Raw genomic sequence first — 23474 nt, forward strand, 5'->3', positions numbered from 1 at the left:
TGGCCGGGGCCGCTGCGGAGCCTGCGCGAGCTGCGGACTCCGCGCGACACCAAGGTTAGCCTCGCCTATTCTCAGCGGGTGCTCAGCCTGCCCCCCGACCGACGAGTCGCCCTGGCGACCGGCCTCGCCCGCTTCGGCGACCGCCCGGCACTCGTCGAGGGCGAGCGGGTCCTGACCTACGCCGCGCTGGCGGCGGAGGTCGAGGAGGTCGGGCGCCTCCTCGGCGGGACGCGCCGCCTGGTCCTGGTGGCCGCGGGCAACGACCGCGGCTCGGTGGTGGCGCACCTCGGCGCGCTGGCGGCCGGCCACGTCGTCCTGCTGACCGCCGACCGGGACGCGTCGGTCGCGGAGCTCGTGGCGACGTACGACCCGGACGTCGTCGTGCGCGGTGGACGGGTCGACGAGCGCCGCGCGGGGACCGCGCACGACCTGCACCCCGACCTCGCCCTTCTCCTGTCCACCTCCGGGACGACCGGCTCCCCGCGGCTGGTGCGGCTCGGCGTCGAGGGCGTGCAGGCGAACGCCGAGTCGATCGCGGAGTACCTCGCGGTCCGGGACAGCGACGTCGCGGTGACGACGCTCCCGCTGCACTACTGCTACGGCCTGTCGGTGCTGCACAGCCACCTGCTCCGGGGAGCCAGCGTCGTGCTGACCTCGCTCTCCGTGGTCGACGCCTGCTTCTGGGACCTCGTGCGCGCGCAGGGGGTCACCTCGCTGTCGGGGGTGCCGCACACCTTCGAGCTGCTCGACCGGGTCGGCTTCGGCGCCGGGGTCCCGCCGAGCCTGCGCTACCTCACCCAGGCCGGCGGGCGGATGGCGCCCGACCTCGTCCGCCGGTACGCCGAGCTGGGCCAGCGCCACGGCTTCGACCTGTTCGTGATGTACGGGCAGACCGAGGCGACCGCCCGGATGGCCTACCTGCCCCCGGACCTCGTCCTGGAGCACCCGGGCTCGGTCGGGGTCGCGGTGCCGGGCGGCGAGCTGCGCATCGACGCGCCGGACCCGGTGACGGGCGTCGGCGAGCTGGTCTACGCCGGCCCCAACGTCATGCTCGGGTACGCCGCCGGGCCGGCCGACCTCGCGCGGCCGCGGGAGGTGACCGAGCTCCGCACCGGCGACCTCGCCCGGCTCGACGAGGCCGGGCTGGTCGAGGTCGTCGGCCGGGTCGCCCGGTTCGCGAAGGTCTACGGCCTGCGCGTCGACCTCGACCGGGTGGACCACGTGCTCGCCGACGACGGCCTGGTGGCCGCCTGCGCCTCCGACGACCAGCGGCTCGTGGTCGCGGTGCAGGTGGAGGGTCCCGCGCGTCCCGGCCCGGGCCGCCGGCTCGAGGCACGGGTCGCAGCACGGGTCGCAGCGCGGGTCGGGGCGATCACCTCGCTGCCGCCGTCGGGGGTCCGCGTCGTCGCCGTCCGCGAGATCCCGCGGCTGCCCAGCGGCAAGCCCGACGCCCGCGCCGTCCTCGAGCTGGCCGCGGGCTCCGGCGCGCCGGAGCCGCAGGACGTCCGGGGCACCTTCGCGCTGGTGCTGGGCGTCGAGCGGGTCGACGACGAGGACACGTTCACCTCGCTCGGGGCCGACTCGCTCTCCTACGTCGAGACCACCGTGCGCCTGGAGGAGCTGCTGGGGACGCTCCCGACCGGCTGGCACGTGCTGTCGGTCGGCGAGCTCGAGGCGTTGCGCCGCCGCGGCGACGCGGCGCAGCGACCGCGACGGCGTGGCCGGTCGGTCGAGACGGGCGTGCTGCTCCGGGCGCTGGCGATCACGGCGATCGTCGCCACGCACGGCAACCTCGTCGACCTGGCCGGCGGTGCGCACCTGCTGCTGGGGCTGGTCGGCTTCAACCTCGCGCGGTTCCACCTCACCGGGACGTCGGCGCCGGAGCGCGCCCGCCGGCTCGTGCGCAGCGCGACCCGGATCGCGGTGCCCACCGTGCTCTGGGCCGGCGCGGTGACGCTCCTGGCCGGGGCCTACCCCTGGCGGACCGCGCTGCTGCTCAACGGGGTGGCCGGGCCGGCCTCGTGGTCGGAGCCGGCGTGGCACCTGTGGTTCGTCGAGGCGGTCGTCGCGCTGCTGCTCGGCGCGGCCGCCCTCGTGGTCGTGCCGGGGATCCACCGGGTCGAGCGCCGCTGGCCGTTCTGGCTGCCCGTCGCCGTCGCCGTCGCCGCGCTGGCCACCCGCTACGACCTGGTGTCCCTGCGCGGCGGCGACGAGATCCACCGGGCGCACGTGCTGGCGTGGCTCGTGGCCCTCGGCTGGGCGGCGGCGCGAGCGACCACGTGGCAGCACCGGGCGGTCGTCTCGCTGCTGCTGGTCGCGACGGTGCCCGGCTTCTTCGGCGACCCCGCGCGGGAGGCGGTCGTCGCGGCCGGCCTGCTGGCCCTGGTGTGGGCGCCGGTGGTCCGTCTCCCGGCCGTGGTGGCCAGGGCGTGCGGCACCCTGGCCGGCGCGTCCCTGTGGATCTACCTGACCCACTGGCAGGTGTACCCGCACCTGGAGGACCGCTGGCCGCTGCTCGCCCTGCTGGCGTCGCTGGCCGTCGGCGTGACCGCCCAGCGCGCCTGGACGGCGGCGACCGCCGTCGGTGGTCGGGCGGTGCGTGGCCTGCGTTCGGGCAGGCCGGCTATTCAGCGCGCCGCGCCGGAGGGCGGCTCGGTCATCGCCGTGTCGCCGGAGAGCAGCACGGGCCGGGCACCGGGGACGACGCTCACGGCGACCGGCGTACCGGCAGGGTGACGCACGCCGTGCTGCTGCCACGAGCGCAGCACGCGCCCGGACGCGAGGCGGACGTGGTGGAGCACGAACCCGCCGTGGTACTCCGTCCGCTCGACCCGACTGGTCGACGCGGGGTCGTGGCGCAGCGCCACCTCGTGCGGCCGCAGCATCACCTCCACGTCCAGGTCCACCCCGCCCCAGCCGGGCACCGTCGAGACCGGCCCGATCTCGGAGGTGAGCAGCGCGTCGTGGACGTGGGCCGGCAGGAAGTCGGCCTCACCCATGAAGGTCGCGACGAACCGGCTCACCGGACGCTCGTAGACCTCGGCCGGGGAGCCGACCTGCTCGACGACGCCCCCACGCATCACCGCCAGCCGGTCGCCCAGGGACATCGCCTCCGCCTGGTCGTGGGTGACCACCAGCGCGGCGCTGCCGGTCTCCCGCAGCGCGGCCAGCGTGTCGCCGCGGACCTGGGCGCGGAGGTTCTCGTCGAGGCTGGAGAACGGCTCGTCCAGCAGGACGACCGCCGGGCGGGGGGCGAGCGCGCGCGCCAGCGCGACCCGCTGCTGCTCGCCGCCGGACAGCTCGTGCGGGTGCCGTCCGGCCAGGTGCCCGAGCCCGACCAGCGCGAGCGCCTCGGCGACGCGGGCCGCGCGTTGACCGCGCGGCAGGTGGGCGAGGCCGAAGGCCACGTTGCGGCCGACGTCGAGGTGGGGGAACAGCGCGTGGTCCTGGAAGACCAGCCCCACGTGCCGGGCCTCCGGCGGCACGAAGCGGCGGCCCTCGGCCACCACGACGCCGCCCACCGTCACCCGGCCCGCGTCGGGCCGCTCGAGCCCGGCCACCAGCCGCAGCAGCGTCGACTTGCCGCAACCCGAGGGCCCGATGACGGTCAGCACCTCCCCGGCGGCGAGCGAGAGGTCCAGCGACCGGACGGCGTGCACGCGCCCGTAGTGCTTGTCGACACCGGCGAGGCCCAGCGCCGGCCCGGAGCCCGGCCCGGAGCCTGGCCCGGTCACGGGCGCACTCCCGCCCGGGGGTCGACCGGTCGCGAGGACCGGTTGAGCAGCGCCACGGGGACGAGCGCCAGGGCGACGATCAGCAGGGCGGGCAGCGCCGCCTGCTCCCAGAAGTTCTCCGACGCCAGCTCGTAGACCCACACCGAGAGCGTCGTGAACCCGAAGGGCCGCAGCAGCAGCACCAGCGGCAGCTCCTTGACGGCGTCCACGACCACGAGGGTGAGCGCGACGGCCACGCCCGGGCGCACCAGCGGGAGGTGCACGCGGGCCAGCAGGCGGAGCGGACCGGCGCCGAGGGCCAGCGCGGACTGGGTCACCGTCGGCGGGACGCGCGAGAAGCTCGCGTCGACGGCCTGGTACGCCGGGCCGGTGAACCGGACGACGTACGCCATCAGGACGCCGAGGACCGAGCCGGTCACGAGCAGCCCCGTCCCGCCCTCCACGCCGAGCGCGACCAGGGCGCGGTCGGCGACCTGGAAGACGACCAGGACACCGATGCCCACCACCGCGCCCGGCACGGCGTACCCGAACGTCGTGAGCTGGGCGGCGCCCCGCACCACGCGCCCGCCGCCGAGCCGGAGGGCGTGGGCCATCAGCAGGGAGACCAGGACGCACGTCCCGGCCACGATGGCCGCCACGGTCACGCTCGAGCCGAGGTGGTCGGCGAACCGCTCGTCGACCGCCGCGCCGGGGTCGTCCGCGAGGGCGGCGGCCGCCCAGGCGCCCAGGCGGGCGAGCGGGAGGCCGAAGGCGAGGGCGACCACGAGGAGCGCGCACCCGGTCGCCGTGGCCGCGCGGGGGCCGGTGAGCCGCCGCTGGGCGAGGCCGCGCCCCCGGCCGCCGCGCTGGGAGAACCGGGCCCGCCCGCGCAGCACCCGCTCCGCGGCGAGCACCGCGACGGCCGCGAGCAGGACGAGGACCGCGACGGCGATGGCCGAGCCGACGTCGAAGGAGCCCTTCCAGGCGAGGTAGACCCCGACGGAGAGGGTGCGCACGCCGAAGTACTGGACCGTGGCGAAGTCGGTCAGCGTCTCCATCATCACCAGCGCCAGGCCGGCGGCCAGGGACGGCCGCACGAGCGGCAGCAGGACGGTCCGGAAGGCCCGGCCGGGGCCGGCGCCCAGGCTGCGCGCCGCGTCGTACGCCGCCGGGGCGGTCTCGGCGAGCGCGGCGCGCGTCATCAGGTAGACGTAGGGGTAGAGCGTCAGCACCAGCACGACGGCCGCGCCGCCGACCGACCGGACGGGGATGCCGTCCGACCCGACGCCCAGGTCGTCGCCGAGCACCGACCGCAGCCAGGTCTGCACCGGTCCGGCGTAGTCGAAGGTCGAGAGGTAGACGAAGCCGAGGATGTAGGCCGGCATCGCGAGCGGCAGCACCAGCAGCCAGCCCAGCGTCCGGCGCAGCGGGAAGTCGTAGGCGGTGACCAGCCACGCCAGCCCGGTGCCGAGCACGGCGGTGCCGGCCGCGACCAGGCCGAGCAGGACCGCCGTCGTCGCCACCATCGCACCCGTGCCGCCGGGGACCCGGAGCCCGCCCTGCGCGACGGCGTACCCGGAGACCCCGAGGACCGGGCTCGCGACGACCGCTGCGACGAGCAGCACCAGCAGCGACCACCCGGGACGCCCTGCCCCGCCGGTGCGGCGGGCCAGGAGCACGGTCACCGGTAGCCGGCCTCGTCGAGCACCTCGACCGCCTCCGCGTTGAGCGAGCCGTACGCCGCCGCGTCGACCGGCATCCGCTCGAACTCGCCGAACCCGGCGATCAGCTCCTCGGGCTCGACGTCGGGGTTGACCGGGAACTCGTGGTTGTCGTCGACGAACTGGCTCTGCCCGTCCGTGGCGAGCCACTCGACGAGCCGCTGCGCGTCGGCGGGGGCGTCGGATCCCTCGACGACACCGGCTCCGGAGATGTTGACGTGGACGCCCTCGCCCTCCTGGCTGGCCCAGTACAGGGCGACGCCGAAGTCGGGGTCCTCCTCGAGCATCCGGGCGAGGTAGTAGTGGTTGCTGATGCCGACGTCGCACCCGCCCGCGTCGATCGTCTCCAGCAGCTCGACGTCGTTGCTCATGACCTGCACGTCGTTGGCGACCCAGCTCTCGACGATCTCCTGCGCCCGCTCGCGGCCGTGGAGGTCGATCAGGCTCGCGACGAGCGACTGGGTGTACGACGCCGTCTCGTCGCGCATGCAGATCCGACCGCGCCACTTCGGGTCCCCGAGCGCGGCGTAGGTGTCCTCGGCGTCGAGCTCGGCCGGGTCGACCGCCTCGGGGTCGTAGACGACGGTGCGGGCCCGCATCGCCAGCCCGGCCCAGCGACCGTCGGGGTCGCGCAGGTCCGCCGGGACGGCCTCCGCGAGGACCGGCGAGTCCATCGCGGCGAGCTGGCCCTGCTCCGCGGCGTTCCACAGCATGCCCGCGTCGACGGTGATGAAGACGTCGGCCGGGGTGTTCTGCCCCTCGGCCTTGAGCCGCTCGAGCAGCTCGTCGTCGTCGCCGTTCAGGAACTCGACCGTCAGGCCCGTCTCCTCGGTGAAGGCGTCGAACGCGGCCTCGAGGTCGTAGTGGCGGGCGGAGTAGACCTGGAGGTCGGCCTCCTCCTCGGAGCCGCCGAGGAAGCCGCAGGCCGAGGTGGCGAGCAGCGGCAGGGCGGCGAGCAGGGCGAGCGGACGGCGCATGGGTGTCCTCGTGCTGGCGGGGTGGTCGGGCGGGAAGCAGGGGTAAGGCTAGCCTCGCCTGACAGGATCGCGCGCCGGACCTCAGGCGGTGGTGTGGTGCACGTAGCACCAGCGCCAGTCCTCGCCGGGCTCGGCGGACTGCATGACGGGGTGCGCGGTGTCGTGGAAGTGGGCGGTGGCGTGCTGGCGCGGCGAGGAGTCGCAGCAGCCGACGTGCCCACAGGTCAGGCACTGCCGCAGGGCGACCCACTGCGTGCCGTCGCGCAGGCACCCCTCGCAGGCGGGGTCGTCGACGGTGTCGGTCGCCGGGTGCCGCTCGAGGTCGTCGCACCCGGCGCCGGTGCGGCGGGACTCGCGCTGCACGACCCGGAGCTCGGCGCGCTCCTCGCTCGCGACGGTGAGCATCGACTCCTCGACGTCGAGCATGGCCAGCACGTCGGCGACGACGTCGGCGGGGGTCGAGCCCGAGCCGCGGATCTCCAGCACGCGGCGCCGCTCGGCGTCGATCATCGCCATCCGGACCCGGCCGTACAGGTCGCTCGGGCTCTCCTGGTCCGCCGCGGTGCCGAGCCGCTCCCAGGCGGCGAAGTTGCGCTGGTCGACCCGCTGCCGGATCAGGCCGACGACGTCGTGCGGGTCGTCGTACTCCAGCCGGTCGAGCTCCTCGAAGGCCGCCTTCGACGCCTGCTGGAGCAGCGTGGCGCGCGCCAGCGCGTCCTCCGCGGGGTCGGGGGCGGGCACCTGCAGCCGGCGGGCGACCCACGGCAGCGTCAGCCCCTGCAGGAACAGCGTGCCGGCGACGACGGTGAAGGCGGCGAGCAGCAGCACCTCGCGGTACGGCGTGTCCTCGGGCACCACGAACGCGGCGGCCAGCGTCACGACGCCGCGCATGCCGGCCCAGCCGAGGATGAACGTGTGCGTCCACGGCGGCGGCTTGCCGGTCTCCAGCTCGGGTCCGGGCCGCACCAGCAGGTAGCGCGACGGGAAGACCCACACCATCCGCAGCACGACCACGGCGGCCAGGACCGCCAGGCAGAACGCCACGATCCGGCCGAGCCCGAGGTCGCTCTCGGCGGCCCCCTCGACGATCCACCACGCCTGCAGCCCGATGAGCAGGAAGACGGTGTTCTCCAGGACGAACGCGATCGTGCGCCAGTTGAGCCGCTCGCTGATCCGCGACTGCGCGCTCTGCAGGACCGGCGCCTTGTGGCCGAGCAGGAGCCCGGCGACGACGACGGCCAGGACGCCCGAGGCGTGCAGCTCCTCGGCGGCGACGTACGCCGCGAACGGCACGACCAGCGACAGCGCGCTGTCGATGACGGGGTCGGTCAGCAGCCGGCGCACCTTGGCGACCACGACGAAGAACAGCACGCCGACGAGCACGCCGCCGCCGGCCGCCACGACGAAGTCGAGCGTCACGCCCCACGCGTCCAGGCCGGTGCCCGCCGCGACCGCCAGCGCGGTGCGCAGCGCGACCAGCGCGGTGGCGTCGTTGAGCAGCGACTCGCCCTCGAGGATCGTCACGACCCGCCGCGGCAGCCCGATCCGCCGGCCGATCGCGGTGGCCGCGACCGCGTCCGGCGGCGCCACCACCGCGCCGAGCGCGAGCGCGACCGCCCACGGCAGGTCCGGCAGCACCATCCGCGCCACGACGGCCACACCGGCGGCGGTGAAGACCACGAGGCCGACCGACAGCAGCAGGATCGGGCGCCGGTTGGCGTTGAAGTCGACCAGCGACGTCTGCTGCGCCGCGGCGTACAGCAACGGTGGGAGCAGGCCCAGCAGCACCACGTCGTGGTCGAGGTAGACCTGCGGCACCTGCGGGACGTACGACGCCGCGACGCCGACCGCGATCAGCAGGAACGGGGCCGGGACGTCGATCCGCTCGGCCACCGCCGTCGCGACGAGCACGGCCACGGCGATGCCGCACAGCAGCAGGGCGATGTCCACCGCACCATTGTCCGCTAGGGACGAAGCGCCCGGATCCGCTCGTCCAGGTCGCGACGCGTCCGCCGGTCGACGACCGCCTCGACGACCTCGATCCCCCCGTTCGGGCTGGCGAGCGCGTGCTCGAGCTCGGCACGGGTGTCGACCCGCCAGTGCGGCGTGCGGGTGGCCGCGCAGATGCTCGCGAGGTCGACGCCGTGCGGGGTCCCGAAGAGGGTGTCGAACGGCTCGGCGTGCTCCGGCGCGCCCTGCTCGAGCATCGAGAAGATCGCGCCGCCGTCGTCGTTGACCACGACGAGCGTCAGGTCCGGCCGCTCCTCGCGCGGCCCGAGGACCAGGCCGGTGCTGTCGTGGAGGAACGTCACGTCGCCCATCAGCGCGAGGTTGCGGGTGCCGTGGGGGCGGCCCAGCGCCGCACCGATCGCCGAGGAGATCGTGCCGTCGATGCCCGCGAGCCCGCGGTTGGCGACCACCTTGCGCCGGTCGCCGACCTCGTAGCGAGCGACCACCAGGTCCAGGTCGCGGATCGGGCTCGAGGCTCCGACGTACAGCAGTCCACCGGGAGGTACGCCGCGGCTCACGGCCGCCGCCACCTCGTGCGGCGTGAGCCCGGGCTCGGTGGCCAGCAGCCGGTCCAGCTGCCGGGCGACCGAGCGGTCCGCCTCCCGCCACGCGTCGAGCCAGGTGCCGTCCTCCGCGCCCTCGACCACCGGCCGGAGCACGTGCCGGTCGACCGGGAACGGCCGCTCGGACCACGCGCCGCGGGCGGGCACGGCCACGACCTCGACGTCCTCGCGGGACAGCAGCCGGGTGACCGGGCGGGACAGCGTGGGGTGGCCGACGACCACGACCCGCTCGACGCTGCGGCCGAGGTCGGTGTCGAGCAGCAGCCGGTAGCAGCGCAGCGCGTTCTCGCCGGTGCGCGAGCCGGAGGTGGGCTCGGCGAGCAGCGGCCACCCGGCGCGCTCGGCGAGCACGCGGGCGGGCGGTCCGGCGTCGTCGCCGGCGACCACCACGGTCCGCGGTCCGAGCGGGAGCACCTCCTCGGCGGTGACCGGCTGCGCCGGCTCGGGCCGCGGGGCGATCGCCGGGGGCACCCAGCGGTCGGCCGGGACGAGCGGCTCGTCGAGCTGCACGTTGAGGTGGGTGGGCCCGGCGGTGGCGAGGTCGAGCGCGTCGGTGGGCAGGTCGCGGGTGGCCACGAGCCGGCCGAAGACGCCGACCTGGTCGGTGGTCTGGTTCGCCCCGGTCCCCCGCAGCCGTGCGGGGCGGTCGGCGGTGAGGACGACCAGCGGCAGGCCGGTGTGCGCGGCCTCGAGCACGGCCGGGTGCAGGTTGGCGACCGCCGTGCCGGAGGTGCACAGCACCGCGGCCCGCGCGCCGACCTTGGTCAGCCCCAGGGCGAGGAAGGCGGCGGTCCGCTCGTCGATGCGCGTGTGCAGCCGCAGCAGCCCGGCCTCGGCGGCGGCGTGGACCGCGAACGACAGCGGCGCGTTGCGCGAGCCGGGCGAGAGCACGACCTCGGTGACGCCGGCCTCGACGAGGGCGGTGACCACGGAGCGGGCCAGGTCGGTGGAGCTCACGGGAGCCGATCCTCGCGCAGCGCCCGCACCTCGGCCAGCCGTGCCTCCCAGTGCGCGACGCGGTCGGGGTCCGCGACCGGGTGGCCGGGGTCGAGCGGGGGCACGCGCACCGGCAGCTCGCCGGCGACCGGCAGCAGCGGCTCGGCGCTGGTGTCGGCCGCGAGCAGCTGGGCCGTGGCCAGGCCGCAGGCGTGGGGCAGCTCGGGCAGCGCGGCCGCGAGCGCGACGCCGGCGGCCAGCCCGACCGAGCTCTCCAGCGCGGAGGAGACGACGACCGGCAACCCGATGTCCTCGGCGATCCGCAGGCAGGCCCGCACGCCGCCGAGCGGCTGCACCTTGAGCACGGCCACGTCTGCCGCCTCGAGGTCGCGGACGCGGTAGGGGTCGGCCGCCCGGCGGATCGACTCGTCCGCGGCCACGGGGACGTCGACGGCCCGGCGCACCGCGGCGAGCTCCTCGACGGTGGCGCACGGCTGCTCGACGTACTCCAGGCCGCCGGCGGCGCGGTCGAGCACCGGCAGCCGCTCGAGCGCCTGCTCGACGCTCCACAGGCCGTTGACGTCGATGCGGACCTTCCCGGCCGCGCCGAGCGCGTCCCTCACCGCCTCGACCCGGGCCTGGTCCTCGGCGAGGGACTGCCCGGGCTCGGCGACCTTGACCTTGGCGGTGGCGCAGCCGCCGGCGCGGACGATCGCGTGCGCCCGCTCGGCGTCGACGGCCGGCACGGTGACGTTGACCGGCACGCTGGTGCGCACCGGCGCGGGCCAGTCCCCCGCGGCGGCCTCCTCGGCGCAGCGCAGCCACGGCTCGGCGACCGCGGCGTCGTACTCCAGGAACGGCGACCACTCCCCCCAGCCCGCCGGCCCCTCGAGCAGCACGCCCTCGCGGACCGTGATGCCGCGGAAGCGGGTCCGCATGGGGAGGCTGTAGACCCGAAGCCCGCTCACCGGGCCGCTCACCGAGCCTCCTCCGCGAGCCGGCGCAGCGCGATCCGGTCCGGCTTGCCGTTGGCCAGCAGCGGCACGTCGTCGAGCGCGACGAGCTGGCGCGGCGCCCACGACCGGGGGTGCTCGAGGCCGACCCAGTCGCGCAGCCCGGCGAGCGGCACCTCGCCCACCACGAACGCGACCAGCCGGTTGCCCCACTCCGCGTCGGGCACGCCGAGCACCTCCGCGGCCCGCACCGCCGGGTGCTCGCGCAGCCGGGCGGCCACGGCCGGCGCCGGCACGTTCACGCCGCCGGTCACCACGACGTCGTCGAGCCGTCCGAGCACCTGCAGCCGGCCGTCCTCGTCGAGCCGGCCGGCGTCGGAGGTGAGGTACCACCCGTCGACGAGCACCTCGGCGGTCAGCGCCGCGTCGCCCGCGTAGCCGGCGAACAGCGTCGGCCCGGCCAGCCGGATCCGGCCGTCGCGGTCGAGCGCCAGCCCGACCCCGTCGAGCGGCACGCCGTCGTACACGCAGCCGCCCGCCGTCTCCGCCGCGCCGTACGTCGCGACGGCACGGACCCCGCGCTCCTCGGCCCGCCGGCGCAGCGCCGGGTCGACCGGTCCCCCACCGACCAGCACGGTGTGGAACGTCGCGAGCACCGCGGCCTCCTCGGGCACCTCGAGCATCCGCCGCAGCTGGGTCGGCACCAGCGAGGTGAACCGGTGCTCGGCGGTCATCGCCGCGGCCGCCGCCACGAACGACGCGTGCTCCTCCAGCCGCACCGGCGCGTGCCCGGCGACCAGCGACCGCGCGACGACCTGCAGCCCGGCGACGTACGCCTCCGGCAGCGCGAGCAGCCACTGCCCGGACGCGCCGAGCCGGCGGGCCGAGGCGTGCACCGACGCCAGGACCGCGGAGCGCGGCAGCAGCACCCGCTTGGGGCGACCGGTGGACCCGGACGTCTCGACCACCCAGGGGTCCGGCTCGGCCGGGGCCGCGAGCCACGCGTCGAGGGTCACACCGGCAGAAACCACACGACGAACGCTAGACCTCCGTGATGGGATCCTCGGTCGTGCCCCGCCCCCTCGGATCCGTCGTCGACAGCCTCCGGCCTCCCACGCCCCTGGCGGCGCGGCTCTCGGTGCAGTCGATCCTCTTCGCGATCGGCGACGGCACGTTCATCACCGCCAGCGCGGTGTTCTTCACCCAGGTCGTGGGGCTGTCCGCCGCCCAGGTCGGCGTCGGCATCACCGTCGCCGGCATCGCGTCCTTCCTCGTCGCCGTGCCGGCGGGGAGGCTCGCGGACCGGATCGGCCCGCAGCGGATGTGGGCGCTCGGCGCGCTCGGCACCGGTCTGGCGTACGCCGCGTGGCCGCTCATCGACGGGTTCGCGGCGTTCCTGGTGATGAGCGTGGTCCTCGAGGTGGTCAACAGCGCGGGCGGGGCCGCCCGCGGGGCCTACGTCCTCGACCTCGTGCCGCGGGTCGAGCGGGTCGCGTCCCAGGCCTACATGTACGCCGCGCTCAACCTCGGCTTCACCGCCGGTGCCCTCCTCGGCGGCATCGCGCTGGCCCTGCCCGGCGACGCGGTCATCACGGCGCTGCCGTGGTTCACCGCCGCGCTGATGCTGCTCAACGCGTTCTGGATCACCCGGCTGCCGCGGGTGCGGCACGAGGAGCGCCCGACGGCGCTCGAGGCGGCCGTCGCCGGCGCGGTCGAGGACGTCGAGGGCGAGCGGGCGGTGCCCGGGGCGCTGCGCAACCGCGGCTTCCTGCTCACCTCGTTCCTCGGCGGCGTGCTGAACACCAACCAGGTCCTGCTGCACATCGTGATCCCGCTCTGGCTGGTGCAGGAGACCGACGCCCCGCACGTGCTGATCGCGCTGCTCTTCGGCACCAACACCGTCATGTGCATCTTCCTGCCGATGGTGGTCGCCCGGACCGTCCTCGGGGTGCCGACCGCGCTGCGGGCCTCGCGGATCAGCAGCGTGTTCTTCGTCGTCTCCTGCGTGATCACCCTCGTCACCCACGACACGGTCGGCTGGGTGACGATCGCGCTGGTCTGGCTCGGCCACGTCACCGTCACCGGCGCCGAGCTGTTCCTGTCCGCGGCCGGCTGGTCCTTCGAGTCCGAGCTGTCCGACCCCGGCAGGCGCGGGGAGTACCAGGGCGCGCAGAACCTCGGCGGCACGCTCGGCTACGTCTGGGCCCCGGCCGCCTACACCTACCTGGCGATGGAGCACGGCGCCGTCGGCTGGCTGGTGATCGCCGGCATCGTCGCCGCCGCCACCGTCGCCATCCACCCCTCGGTCCGCGTCGCCCAGCGCTTCCTCGAGCGACACCGGCTCGACCCCGCCCGCTGACCCGGCGCTGACCCGGCGCTGACCCGCGGGCGCGTGGTCCGCTCGCGTCGGGTTGAATCGTCGCTCGTGGCATCTGCATCCGAGTGGCTCGCCGGCGCGCGGCCCCGCACCCTCCCGGCCGCGGTCTCGCCGGTCCTCGCCGGCACCGGCGTGGCGGCGTACGTCGACGCGGCGGTGTGGTGGAAGGCGCTGCTCGCCCTCGTGGTGAGCCTGGCCCTCCAGGTCGCGGTGAACTACGCGAACGACTACTCCGACGGCGTCCGCGGCACCGACGACGTCCGGGTCGGGCCGATGCGGCTCGTCGGGTCGGGCGCCGCCACCCCGTCCGCGGTCAAACGCGCGGCGTTCCTCGCCTTCGGCGTCGCCGGCGTGGCCGGGACCGTCCTCGCCGCGACGACGGCCTGGTGGCTGGTGGCCGTCGGGCTCGTCTGCGTGCTGGCCGCCTGGGGCTACACCGGCACGTCACGGCCCTACGGCTACCTCGGCCTGGGCGAGGTCATGGTCTTCGTGTTCTTCGGCCTCGTGGCCGTCGTGGGCACGACGTACGTCCAGACCGGGACGTGGGAGACCGCCGCGCTCGTCGCCGCCGTCGGCATCGGCGCGCTGGCCTGCGCGATCCTCGTCGCCAACAACCTGCGCGACATCCCCACCGACACCGTCGCGGGCAAGCGCACGCTCGCGGTGCGGATGGGCGACCGCGGGACCCGCCTGCTGTACGCCGCGCTCGTGGCGGTCGCCGCGCTCGCCGTCGTCGGCGTCGCCGCCTCGACGACGTGGTGGGCGCTGCTCGGCCTGGGCTTCCTCGTGCCCGCCGCGATCGGCACCCGCATCGTCCTGGGCGGCGCCACCGGCCCCGCGCTCATCCCCGTGCTGCAGCGCACCGGCACCGCCGAGCTGGCCTGGGCCGTGCTCGTCGCCGTGCCGCTGGTGGTCGCCGGCGCCTGAGCGCACCCGAGGCCCTCCGGCGGCCGCTGCGTAGGCTGGCGCCATGGGCTTCCTGATCTTCGTCGCACTCGTCGTCGTCGCCGTGGTGGCGTGGAAGATGCGGGTGCAGCTCCTCGCCAAGGTGCTGGGCCAGGACGAGGCACGCGTCCGGCGCCAGCTGGAGGCCCGCAAGCGCCGCTGAGCCGCGCTCGACGAGCCCGCCGCGCGGGACCGCGGACGTCGAGCTAGTCGACGTCCTCCTTGGACTTCATCTCCTCGAACGCCTGGGAGGCGCGCGCCGCGCGCTCCTGCACCCGCAGCGCGAACGCCTCGCGGGGACCGTTGAGGAGCCACAGCGAGCCGAGGCCGCTGAGCACGAACGCGATCACGACGGCCCACAGGACCGGCACCTCGCCGGCGACCGCCCACCAGACGCCGAACACGAGCGCGAGCGACCCGAGGAACAGCGCGATGCGCAGGGCGGTGTAGACCACGAACTCCTTCACGACCTCCAGGGTAGGCGCTGTGGGCCTCCGACCTACATTGGAGGGGTGCTGAAGCTGCTCCTGGTCGTCGCGCTCTTCGCGCTCGCGACGTACGTCGTCGTGCGGCTCCTCGAGCGCCGCGGTCGCCGGTCCGCGCCCCGCGGTCGCGGCGGCTCCCGCCCGCCGGAGCCCCGCCCGCTGGGGCCCGACGACGACCCCGACTTCCTGCGCGACCTCGACCGCAGGCGCCGCCACCCGGAGCACCCGGAGGACCCCGAGCTGTGAGCACGTCCCGACGGCGCGTCGTCCCCGCGCTGCTCGCCACCACCGTCCTGGTCACCGCGACCGCCTGCACCGGCGGTGAGGCCCCACCCGACGACGAGGCACCGATCAGCCTGGGCTGGGTCGAGCTCGACGAGCCCAAGGCGGTCGAGCTGCCCACGGGCGACCCCGTGGCCTCCCGGGGCGGCGCCGACGCCACGATCGACACCGGCAAGCCGGTGCTGCTGAACTTCTGGGCGAGCTGGTGCGTGCCGTGCCGGGTCGAGATGCCGCTGCTGGCCGACGTCGCCGAGCGCGACGACGTCGAGGTCGTCGGGGTCTCCCTCGACGAGTTCGAGGGCACCGCCGCCGAGTTCCTCGACGAGGCCGGCGCGGACTACCCGAGCTGGCGCGACCCCGACATGGAGCTGATGAGCAGCTACGCGCCCGCGGTCAGCCTCAGCGGCCTGCCCGCCACGGTGCTCATCGTCGACGGCGAGGTCGTGGCCTCCCACCCCGGCGAGTTCACCTCCGCGAAGGACCTATCCCCGGAGCGGCTGCGCGAGCTCGCCGGCTGAGGCCGGCGCCTCCACCACGACCGCCGGCGCCGCGTAGGAGTGCTGGCTGGTGGTGGAGAAGAAGTTGATCCCGATGAAGTTGAACCACAGGGTCGCCAGACCGAGCAGCGCCAGCATCGCGGCGTTGCGGCCCTTCCAGCCGGCGGTCGCGCGGGCGTGGAGGTACGCGGCGTACACGACCCAGGTGATGAACGCCCAGACCTCCTTGGGGTCCCAGCTCCAGTAGGACGACCAGGCCTGGTGGGCCCAGATGGGGCCGGTGATGAGGACCGCGAAGGTCCACACGGGGAAGCCGAAGGCATGCATCCGGTAGGAGACCCGGTCCAGCGCGGCCGGCTCCGGCACGCGGGCGAGGTAGCCGGTGGTCCGCCCCGGGCGGCGCTCCTTGACCAGGTAGAGCACCGAGCAGATGCCGCCGAGGGTGAAGGCGCCCGTGGCGATCACGGCCGAGACGACGTGGATGACCAGCCACGGCGAGTAGAGCGCCTCCGACAGCGGGGCGACCGGGTCGTAGAGCCAGACCACGTCGACCATGAGCAGCACGACGACGAAGCCGACGACGATCGGCGCCATCCACGCCAGCCCGAAGCGGCGGCGCACCAGCAGGTAGCCGGCGCTGACGACGAAGGTGCCGGCCAGCGTGAACTCGTACATGTTGCCCCAGGGCACCCGGTTGGGGTCCGCGGCCATGCCGCGCCCCACGAGCGAGACCAGGTGCACCACCGTGGCGATGACGGTCAGCAGCAGGCCCAGCCGGCCGAAGAGCGCCGTGCGCCGCTCGACGTCCGGCTCGCGGCCGCTCGTGTCCTGCACGACCGACGGCCCGCCCGCGCCCACCGCGACCGGCGCCGAGGCCGACGCCGTGGCCTCGACCGGCAGCTTGCGCAGCGCCGTCCACTCGACCAAGTGGCTGATCAGCGCCAGGAAGTACACGACGCCGCAGACGGCCACCGCCTGGTTGCTCAGCGTCTCCCATGCAGCATCGGTCACGACGTCTCATCCCTCTTCGTCTCGGGGGGCCCCTCGCCCCGCAGCTGTGCCACCAGGTCGGCCAGCACCGGCGCGACGTCGCCGCCGCCGGAGCGGTCGAGCGCGGCGACCTCGACCAGTGTGCCGTCCGCGTCCTCACGGGCACGAACCCAGACCCGACGGGGCCGGATGAACAGCGACCCGAGCAGGCCGACGAGCGCCAGGACGACGCCTGCGAGCGCGACGAACTTGCCCGGGGTCTGGCTGATCTGGATCCGCTGCCACTCCTCGAGGCCCTCGAAGGCGACCGTGCCGAGGCCGTCGGGCAGCTCGACGGTGTCCCCGGGCCGGAGGTCCAGCCGCAGCGGCTTCCCGTCCTCGCCCTCGACCTGGTCGAGCCCACGCAGGTCCAGCTCGTAGACCGACTGCGCGCCGCCGTCGTCCATCCCGAGGTCGCCGGCGTAGACCGACAGCGACAGCAGCGGGTTGACCGCCTGGCCGAACAGGTTGACCGGGTCGCCTTGCTCGGTCATCGCGAAGGTGGGGAACAGCAGGCCCTGCAGCCCGATCTCCTGCGGCTCGGCGGAGGCGGCCTTGACGACGCCGAAGGAGCGCAGCGTCTGGTCCTCGGGCAGGAACACCGTGGGCCCGTCGTAGACGAGGTCCCCGTTGCCGTCGCGGATCGTGATGACCGGGGCGTAGCCGTGGCCGATGAGGAACAGGTCGGTGTTCCCGATGGTCAGCGGGTGGTTGACCCGCAGGTCGTACTCCTCCTCCTCGGCGCCCGGCTCCACGCGGTAGCGGACGTCCGCGCTGAAGCCGCGGGCCTGCCCCGCCGCCCGGCCCTCGGTCAGCCAGGTGAGGTCGAAGTCGTCGACGGTGAAGCTGAACGGGTCGAGCTGGTCGGGGCTGAAGAGCCGGCCGGGGACGAAGTCGTCGTAGTACTGCGGGGTGTTGCCGAACGGCTCGCCCTCGACGACGATCACGCCGCCCTTGTAGCCGAACAGCGACCCGGCGGCGAAGCCGACCAGCACCACGACCACCGAGAGGTGGAAGACCAGGTTGCCGGCCTCGCGCAGGTAGCCGCGCTCGGCGCTGACGGCGCCCCGGTCGGCGCCGTCGCCGTCCTCGGCCGCGCGCACGCGGTGCCGGCGTCCGAGCACCTCGCGGGCGCGGGCGAGCACCTGCTCGGCGCTCTCGTCGGTGCGGTACGACGTGGCGTCGGGGAGCCGGGCCAGGTTGCGCGGGGCGCGGGGCGGCTGGGCCCGCATCGCCCGCCAGTAGACGAGCGTGCGCGGCACGATGCAGCCGACCAGGGAGATCATCAGCAGCAGGTAGATCGCGGAGAACCACACCGAGCCGTAGACGTCGAAGAGGCCGAGCCAGTCGTAGACCGGCGCCAGCTTCGGGTGGTCCTCGCGCCAGCGCGAGGTCGCCAGCGCGTCCACGCCCTCCTGCGGGACGATCGAGCCGGGCACCGCGGCGAGGGCGAGCAGCAGGAGCAGGACGAGCGCGGTGCGCATCGAGGTGATCTGGCGCCACCCGAAGCGCAGCAGCTCCCGGAAGCTCAGCTCCCCGGCGCGGCGCCCCTCGGGCAGGCGGTCGTACTGGGTCTCGCGGGGGTCGCTCACAGGGCGGTCTCCGTGCTCGAGACGACCTCGGACTGGACCCAGGTGACGGCCTGGTCCCACACGCCGGTGACGAGCAGCAGGCCCACGACGACGAGCATGGCGCCGCCCGCCCGGACCACCGCGGTCTGGTGGCGGCGTACCCACCCGAAGGCGCCGAGCGCGCGGCGGTAGGCCAGGCCCGCGACGATGAAGGGGATGCCGAGGCCGAGCGCGTAGATCCCCGACAGCAGCGCCCCGCGGCCGGCGGTGGCCTCGTTGATCGACAGCATGCTGATCGCGGCCAGCGTCGGGCCGATGCACGGCGTCCAGCCCAGGCCGAAGAGGAAGCCCAGCAGGGGCGCGGCGGCCAGGCCGACCGACGGGACCTTGTGGAGGCGCCAGTCGCGCTGCAGGAACGGGATCGCGCCAGCGAAGACCAGGCCCAGGACGATCGTCAGCGCGCCGAGCACGACGGTCAGCTCACGGCGCCAGGTGACCAGCCACTCCCCGACCTGGCCGGAGAGCGCGCCGATGGACACGAAGACCGCGGCGAAGCCGAGCACGAACAGCACCGAGCCGAGCAGCATCCGCCCGCGGCGGGCCTGAGCCTCGCCGCTCGCGAGGTCGGCGCCGGAGAGCCCGGTGGCGTAGGAGAGGTAGCCGGGCAGCAGCGGGATCACGCACGGCGAGAAGAACGAGACGAGCCCCGCCACCAGGGCGACGGGCACCGCGAGGACGAGCGAGCCGGAGAAGGCCTGCTCCTGGAACCAGTCAGTCACGCGAGACCTCGTCGACGAGGTCGACCAGGGTCTGCGTCGAGGGCAGCTCGCCGATGATGCTGGCGCCGACCCGGCCCTCCTCGTCGAGCACGACGAAGGCCGGCACGGTCCGCGGGCTCAGGGTGCCCGGGAAGGCGAGCAGCGCGGTGCCGTCGTCGACGATCGAGGGGTACGGCACGTCGTACTCCCGCTCGAAGGCCCGGGCGCGGGTCTCGTCGTCGCGGAAGTTGATGCCGACGAACGCCGCCGCCGGTCCCAGCTCCTCGGCCGCGGCCACGACGTCGGGCGCCTCGGCGCGGCACGGCACGCACCACTCGGCCCACACCGGGATGACGACGGGCTTGCCGCGGAGGTCCGCCACGTCGACCTCGTCGCCGGCCAGGTCGACGCCGGTCAGCTCGACGGGCTCGTTCCGGTCGGCGGTGTCCAGCACCCGCACGGCGCCGTCGCCGGTGACGTACCCCTTCTCGCCGCTGCCCTCGATGGAGGTGCACGAGGCGAGGGTCGCGAGGCCCACCGTCGCGGCGAGCGCGGCGGCGGTACGGCGGAGGGTGCGGCGGGCGGCCGGCGAGCGGGTCACGAGGGCGGCCGCTTCTCCTCGGGCGCGCCACCGGCGGAGAACGGCGCGGACTTGTCCTGCACCGGGATCAGGTCGCCCGCGGGCTCGCTGTAGGAGACCTGCGTGACCCGGTCGCCGACGAAGTGCAGCGAGGTGACCGAGCACAGCGTGCACTGCCGCTTGCGCGGGTCGTGGAGGAACGAGCGGCGCTCGACGTGCAGCCGGGTGATCCAGATCGGCAGCTGGTGGGAGACGACGACGGCCTCGTGGCCGGCGGCCGCGATCCGGGCGTCGTGCACGGCCGACATCATCCGCGCGACGACCTGCTTGTAGGGCTCGCCCCAGGACGGGCGCACCGGGTTCCACAGGTAGCGCCAGTTGCGCGGGTCCTTGAGCGCGTTGGCGCCGCCGGCGAACCGCTCGCCCTCGAAGACGTTGGTCGACTCGATCACCCGCTCGTCGACCACGGGCTCCAAGCCACGGGCCGTCGCGAGCGGCTGCGCGGTCTCCCGCACCCGCTCCAGCGGCGAGACGCGCAGGTGGACGATGTCGCGGTCCTGCAGGGCGGCGCCCACCTTCTCGGCCATCTGCCGGCCGAGCTCGGAGAGGTGAAAGCCGTCGCGGCGGCCGTAGAGCACGCCGTCGGGGTTGTGGACCTCCCCGTGGCGCAGCAGGTGGACGACGGTGTCGGGCGTGCCGGTCATCGGGTCGCTCCTCCGGTCGGGTCCATCGCCGCGGCGGCGGCCCGCGCGGCGTGCGGCAGGGCGTCGAGGACCGTGGCGACGGCGCGGTCGTCGTGCGCCGAGGACAGGAACCACGCCTCGTACGCCGACGGCGGGAGGTAGACGTGGCGCTCGAGCATGGCGTGGAAGAACGCGGCGTACCCCGCGGCGGAGGTGCGCGAGGCGTCCTCGAAGTCGCGGACCGGGCCCTCGGTGAGGAACACCGAGAACATCGTGCCGGTCGACTGCACCGTGTGCGGCACCCCGGCGGCGCCCAGCGCCTCGGCGGCGGCGGCCTTGATGACGTCGGCGGCGCGGCCGACGTGGTCGTAGACCTCGTCGGTGGCCAGCCGCAGCGTGGTCAGCCCGGCGGTCGTCGCGATCGGGTTCCCCGAGAGCGTGCCGGCCTGGTAGACGGGGCCCTCGGGCGCGAGGTGGCCCATCACGTCGGCGCGGCCGCCGAACGCCGCGGCCGGGAAGCCGCCGCCCATCACCTTGCCGAAGGTCACCAGGTCGGGGCGCCAGCCCTCGACGGCGCCGTCGAGACCCCACTGGCCCTGGCGCGACGCACGGAAGCCGGTCATCACCTCGTCGCTGACGAACAGCGCGCCGTGGCGGGTGCAGGTCTCGGCGAGGAAGGCGTTGAAACCCGGCTCGGGCGGGACGACGCCCATGTTGCCCGGCGCCGCCTCGGTGACCAGGCACGCGATCCGGTCGCCGTGCTCGGCGAAGACCTTCTCGACCGCCGCGCGGTCGTTGTAGGGCAGCACGAGCGTCAGCTCGGTCGAGGACGCGGGCACGCCGGGCGTCCCCGGGACCGCGAACGTCGCCAGCCCGGACCCGGCCGAGGCCAGCAGCGGGTCGACGTGGCCGTGGTAGCAGCCGGCGAACTTCACGACGACGTCGCGGCCGGTGAAGCCGCGGGCCAGCCGGATCGCCGACATGGTCGCCTCGGTGCCCGAGGAGACGAACCGGACCCGCTCGACCGGGGTGCGCGCGACGATCTCCTCGGCCAGCTCCACCTCGGGCTCGGTGGGCGTGCCGTACGACGTGCCGCGGGCGACCGCGGCCTGGACGGCCGCCAGCACCTCGGGGTGGGCGTGGCCCAGCAGCATCGGGCCCCACGAGCAGATCAGGTCGACGTACTCGTTGCCGTCGTGGTCGGTGAGCCACGCGCCGGCCGCCGAGCGGATGAAGCGCGGGGTGCCCCCGACCGCGTTGAAAGCCCGGACCGGGGAGTTCACCCCACCGGGCGTCACCGCGCGGGCGCGCTCGAACAGCTCGGCGGAGACGGCGGTGTCGAGAGGCACCCCGTCATTGTCGCCGAGGACCCGAAACGCGTCACCTCGGGTGCGCCACGCCCGGCGGACCGGGGTGACGGGTTTCACGCGACGCGGTGTTGGGCAACCTGCCCACGGGCCGTGCGGGAGGCGGCTCGACGTCCCACGAAGCGGACACATGCGTAACCCCGCTGTGACAGTCTTCGTTGTGGACGTCACATCCGGCTGTCGAGGGAGAGCGGTCGGGTCGGCTACTACCGGGAGTGAACCCCTTATGTCCGTCAAGCGTTTCGGTCGCTGGCAGCGAGCAACGGCCCTCGTGCCCCTCGCCGTCCTCTCGACCGCGTGGACCGCGAGCCTGGCGGGCGTGGGAGCCCCCGTCACGGTGTCCGCGGAGACCCCGGTGTCGGAGTCCCTGCCGGACGGCACCTCGGTGCCGACGGAGGCGATCCAGGCACCGGCCAGCGTGTCCTCCGGCTCGACCGGCTCGGTCGCCCCCGGCGTCGAGGGCGACACCAGCGAGGTCGTGCGCACCGCGTCGACCAACGCGATCCCGTCGGCCGCGCTCGCGGCGTACCAGCGGGCCGAGACGGTCATCAACTCCGCCGACAAGGCGTGCAACCTGTCCTGGCAGCTCGTCGCGGCCATCGGGCGCGTCGAGTCCGACCACGGCCGGTACGGCGGCAACACCCTGGACGACGAGGGCGTGGCGCGTCCCGGCATCCTGGGCATCGCGCTGAACGGCAAGAACAACACCCAGGCGATCCGCGACACCGACGCCGGCCAGTTCGACGACGACGGCGTCTGGGACCGCGCGGTCGGCCCGATGCAGTTCATCCCCTCGACCTGGTCGGTCGTGGGCGTCGACGCCGACGGCGACTCGCAGCGCAACCCCCAGGACATCGACGACGCGGCCCTCGCGACCGCGGTCTACCTGTGCTCGGGTGGCGACGACCTCTCGACCACCTCCGGACAGCGCTCGGCGGTGTACCGCTACAACCACTCCAACAGCTACGTCTCGCTCGTGCTCGGCATCATGGACGCCTACCTCGAGGGCGACTTCATGTCCATCCCGAACGGCACCGTGGCCGCGGGCGTCATCGCCCCGTCCCCCGCGCCGATCGGCCCCGGCCCGGGCCAGGGTCCCGGCGACGGTCCCCGCTCCGGCCCCGACACCGTGATCACCCCCGAGCCCGGCCCGTCGGCGGCACCGTCGCCCTCGGCGGCCCCGCAGCCGACGCCGGACACCGGCGGCGAGCAGGGCGGTGGCGACGGCGACGACAAGGGCGACGGCCCCAAGGGTGGGCTGGGGGTCCCGGGTCTCCCGACTCCCTCGCTCCCCCCGCTGCCCTCCACCGGCATCGACCCCGTCGACGGCATCCTGAGCTTCGCCCAGGCGGTCGTGCAGTGCACGCTCGACGGCTACATCGACAACATCCTGAAGAAGGACGACCCCTTCGACCAGTGCGTCAAGGAGTACACGACGCCGTAGCCGCACACGTCCCCACGCTCGAGGGCCCCGCACGTACGCCGTGCGGGGCCCTCGTCCATCCTCCGCCGGCGCACGCGGGTCGACCCATCAGCGAGCATCGTCGAGCCCCCGCGGCGCCAGCCCCTCCGACCACCCGCTGGTCGAGCAGCGAGCGCCAGCGAGCGTCGTCGAGACCCCGCGAGCGACCCACATCCCCAGGCCCTGCACACCTCACCGGGTCTCGACACCGTCGGGCCTGGCGGCCCTCCTGCTCGACCAGCGGTGCTACCCAGCGGCCCGACCAACCGCTGGTCGAGCAGCGAGCGCCAGCGAGCGTCGTCGAGACCCCGCAAGCGGCCCACAGCCCCAGGCCCCGCACACCTCACCGGGTCTCGACACCGTCGGGCCTGGCGGCCCTCCTCCTCGACCAACCGCTGGTCGAGCAGCGAGCGCCAGCGAGCGTCGTCGAGACCCCGCAAGCGACCCACAGCCCCAGGCCCCGCACACCTCACCGGGTCTCGACACCGTCGGGCCTGGCGGCCCTCCTGCTCGACCAACCGCTGGTCGAGCAGCGAGCGCCAGCGAGCGTCGTCGAGACCCCGCA

General features: G+C 74.9%; 21 protein-coding genes. 7 read left to right on the forward strand and 14 right to left on the reverse strand.

From position 1 onward, the window contains the following. Positions 1-78 precede the first annotated feature (78 nt). Positions 79-2736, forward strand: a complete 2658-nt coding sequence (locus QWY28_RS02175) for an AMP-binding protein (RefSeq protein WP_300950656.1) — start codon at positions 79-81, stop codon at positions 2734-2736. On the opposite strand, the gene QWY28_RS02180 is transcribed toward QWY28_RS02175, so the two are convergent. The 7 genes from QWY28_RS02180 to QWY28_RS02210 all read right to left on the reverse strand — a co-directional run bounded on the left by QWY28_RS02180 (position 2628) and on the right by QWY28_RS02210 (position 11904). Then, positions 2628-3734, reverse strand: a complete 1107-nt coding sequence (locus QWY28_RS02180; RefSeq protein WP_300950657.1) for an ABC transporter ATP-binding protein — start codon at positions 3732-3734, stop codon at positions 2628-2630. The genes QWY28_RS02175 and QWY28_RS02180 overlap by 109 nt on opposite strands. Next, on the reverse strand, positions 3731-5398 hold the full coding sequence (locus tag QWY28_RS02185) for an ABC transporter permease (RefSeq protein ID WP_300950658.1): 1668 nt from the start codon (positions 5396-5398) through the stop codon (positions 3731-3733). The genes QWY28_RS02180 and QWY28_RS02185 overlap by 4 nt, the downstream gene beginning before the upstream one ends. Then, the gene (locus QWY28_RS02190) at positions 5395-6411 is read right to left on the reverse strand and encodes an extracellular solute-binding protein (protein WP_300950659.1); all 1017 of its coding nucleotides are present in this window, start codon (positions 6409-6411) and stop codon (positions 5395-5397) included. Before QWY28_RS02190 ends, QWY28_RS02185 begins: the two co-directional genes overlap by 4 nt. 81 nt (positions 6412-6492) lie before the next feature. Then, the gene (locus tag QWY28_RS02195; protein WP_300950660.1) at positions 6493-8361 is read right to left on the reverse strand and encodes a Na+/H+ antiporter; all 1869 of its coding nucleotides are present in this window, start codon (positions 8359-8361) and stop codon (positions 6493-6495) included. A gap of 14 nt (positions 8362-8375) precedes the next feature. Continuing rightward, positions 8376-9941, reverse strand: a complete 1566-nt coding sequence (menD, locus tag QWY28_RS02200) for a 2-succinyl-5-enolpyruvyl-6-hydroxy-3-cyclohexene-1-carboxylic-acid synthase (RefSeq protein ID WP_300950661.1) — start codon at positions 9939-9941, stop codon at positions 8376-8378. Beyond that, on the reverse strand, positions 9938-10858 hold the full coding sequence (locus QWY28_RS02205) for an o-succinylbenzoate synthase (protein WP_439117225.1): 921 nt from the start codon (positions 10856-10858) through the stop codon (positions 9938-9940). Before QWY28_RS02205 ends, menD begins: the two co-directional genes overlap by 4 nt. 38 nt (positions 10859-10896) lie before the next feature. Further along, a complete protein-coding gene (locus QWY28_RS02210) occupies positions 10897-11904 on the reverse strand; it encodes an AMP-binding protein (protein ID WP_300950663.1) in 1008 nt (335 codons plus the stop codon). Between the two features lie 38 nt (positions 11905-11942). Between QWY28_RS02210 and QWY28_RS02215 the strand changes: the two genes are divergently transcribed. From QWY28_RS02215 to QWY28_RS02225, 3 genes are all read left to right on the forward strand, one after another. After that, on the forward strand, positions 11943-13232 hold the full coding sequence (locus QWY28_RS02215; protein ID WP_300950664.1) for an MFS transporter: 1290 nt from the start codon (positions 11943-11945) through the stop codon (positions 13230-13232). Positions 13233-13298: 66 nt separating this feature from the next. Next, on the forward strand, positions 13299-14177 hold the full coding sequence (locus QWY28_RS02220; RefSeq protein WP_300950665.1) for a 1,4-dihydroxy-2-naphthoate polyprenyltransferase: 879 nt from the start codon (positions 13299-13301) through the stop codon (positions 14175-14177). 43 nt (positions 14178-14220) lie between these two features. After that, positions 14221-14358: a hypothetical protein gene (locus tag QWY28_RS02225; RefSeq protein ID WP_300950666.1), complete on the forward strand. Its 138-nt coding sequence runs from the start codon at positions 14221-14223 to the stop codon at positions 14356-14358. 43 nt (positions 14359-14401) lie between these two features. Here QWY28_RS02225 and QWY28_RS02230 read toward each other — a convergent pair whose 3' ends face one another. Continuing rightward, complete coding sequence (locus tag QWY28_RS02230) at positions 14402-14662, reverse strand: DUF4229 domain-containing protein (RefSeq protein WP_300950667.1); 261 nt, start codon at positions 14660-14662, stop codon at positions 14402-14404. A gap of 45 nt (positions 14663-14707) precedes the next feature. Here QWY28_RS02230 and QWY28_RS02235 point away from each other — a divergent pair, with 45 nt between their 5' ends. Then, the gene (locus tag QWY28_RS02235; RefSeq protein ID WP_300950668.1) at positions 14708-14926 is read left to right on the forward strand and encodes a hypothetical protein; all 219 of its coding nucleotides are present in this window, start codon (positions 14708-14710) and stop codon (positions 14924-14926) included. Then, complete coding sequence (locus QWY28_RS02240) at positions 14923-15480, forward strand: TlpA family protein disulfide reductase (RefSeq protein ID WP_300950670.1); 558 nt, start codon at positions 14923-14925, stop codon at positions 15478-15480. Before QWY28_RS02235 ends, QWY28_RS02240 begins: the two co-directional genes overlap by 4 nt. Here the strand turns inward: QWY28_RS02240 and ccsB are convergent. From ccsB to hemL, 6 genes are read right to left on the reverse strand one after another with little or no spacing between them, the layout of a single operon-like run. Next, positions 15445-16470 (reverse strand): c-type cytochrome biogenesis protein CcsB, encoded by a 1026-nt coding sequence (gene ccsB / locus QWY28_RS02245; RefSeq protein ID WP_300950671.1) that lies wholly within the window; start codon positions 16468-16470, stop codon positions 15445-15447. The genes QWY28_RS02240 and ccsB overlap by 36 nt on opposite strands. After that, positions 16467-18080 (reverse strand): cytochrome c biogenesis protein ResB, encoded by a 1614-nt coding sequence (gene resB, locus QWY28_RS02250; protein ID WP_300950672.1) that lies wholly within the window; start codon positions 18078-18080, stop codon positions 16467-16469. Before resB ends, ccsB begins: the two co-directional genes overlap by 4 nt. Then, on the reverse strand, positions 18077-18838 hold the full coding sequence (locus tag QWY28_RS02255; protein WP_300950673.1) for a cytochrome c biogenesis CcdA family protein: 762 nt from the start codon (positions 18836-18838) through the stop codon (positions 18077-18079). Before QWY28_RS02255 ends, resB begins: the two co-directional genes overlap by 4 nt. Then, positions 18831-19418: a TlpA family protein disulfide reductase gene (locus tag QWY28_RS02260; protein ID WP_300950674.1), complete on the reverse strand. Its 588-nt coding sequence runs from the start codon at positions 19416-19418 to the stop codon at positions 18831-18833. Before QWY28_RS02260 ends, QWY28_RS02255 begins: the two co-directional genes overlap by 8 nt. Continuing rightward, the gene (locus tag QWY28_RS02265; RefSeq protein ID WP_300950675.1) at positions 19415-20101 is read right to left on the reverse strand and encodes a histidine phosphatase family protein; all 687 of its coding nucleotides are present in this window, start codon (positions 20099-20101) and stop codon (positions 19415-19417) included. The genes QWY28_RS02260 and QWY28_RS02265 overlap by 4 nt, the downstream gene beginning before the upstream one ends. After that, positions 20098-21429: a glutamate-1-semialdehyde 2,1-aminomutase gene (hemL, locus tag QWY28_RS02270; protein WP_300950676.1), complete on the reverse strand. Its 1332-nt coding sequence runs from the start codon at positions 21427-21429 to the stop codon at positions 20098-20100. The genes QWY28_RS02265 and hemL overlap by 4 nt, the downstream gene beginning before the upstream one ends. A gap of 337 nt (positions 21430-21766) precedes the next feature. Between hemL and QWY28_RS02275 the strand changes: the two genes are divergently transcribed. Further along, positions 21767-22891, forward strand: a complete 1125-nt coding sequence (locus QWY28_RS02275; protein WP_300950677.1) for a lytic transglycosylase domain-containing protein — start codon at positions 21767-21769, stop codon at positions 22889-22891. Positions 22892-23474: the final 583 nt, after the last annotated feature.

It is taken from the genome of Nocardioides oceani, from assembly GCF_030412965.1.
In the GTDB taxonomy this organism is placed as follows: domain Bacteria; phylum Actinomycetota; class Actinomycetes; order Propionibacteriales; family Nocardioidaceae; genus Nocardioides; species Nocardioides oceani.

Coding starts and splice junctions, on each gene's coding strand:
- QWY28_RS02205 (WP_439117225.1), bottom strand. CDS start 10,858: ATGCGGACCCGCTTCCGCGGCATCACGGTCCGCGAGGGCGTGCTGCTC.
- QWY28_RS02190 (WP_300950659.1), bottom strand. CDS start 6,411: ATGCGCCGTCCGCTCGCCCTGCTCGCCGCCCTGCCGCTGCTCGCCACC.
- QWY28_RS02225 (WP_300950666.1), top strand. CDS start 14,221: ATGGGCTTCCTGATCTTCGTCGCACTCGTCGTCGTCGCCGTGGTGGCG.
- QWY28_RS02265 (WP_300950675.1), bottom strand. CDS start 20,101: ATGACCGGCACGCCCGACACCGTCGTCCACCTGCTGCGCCACGGGGAG.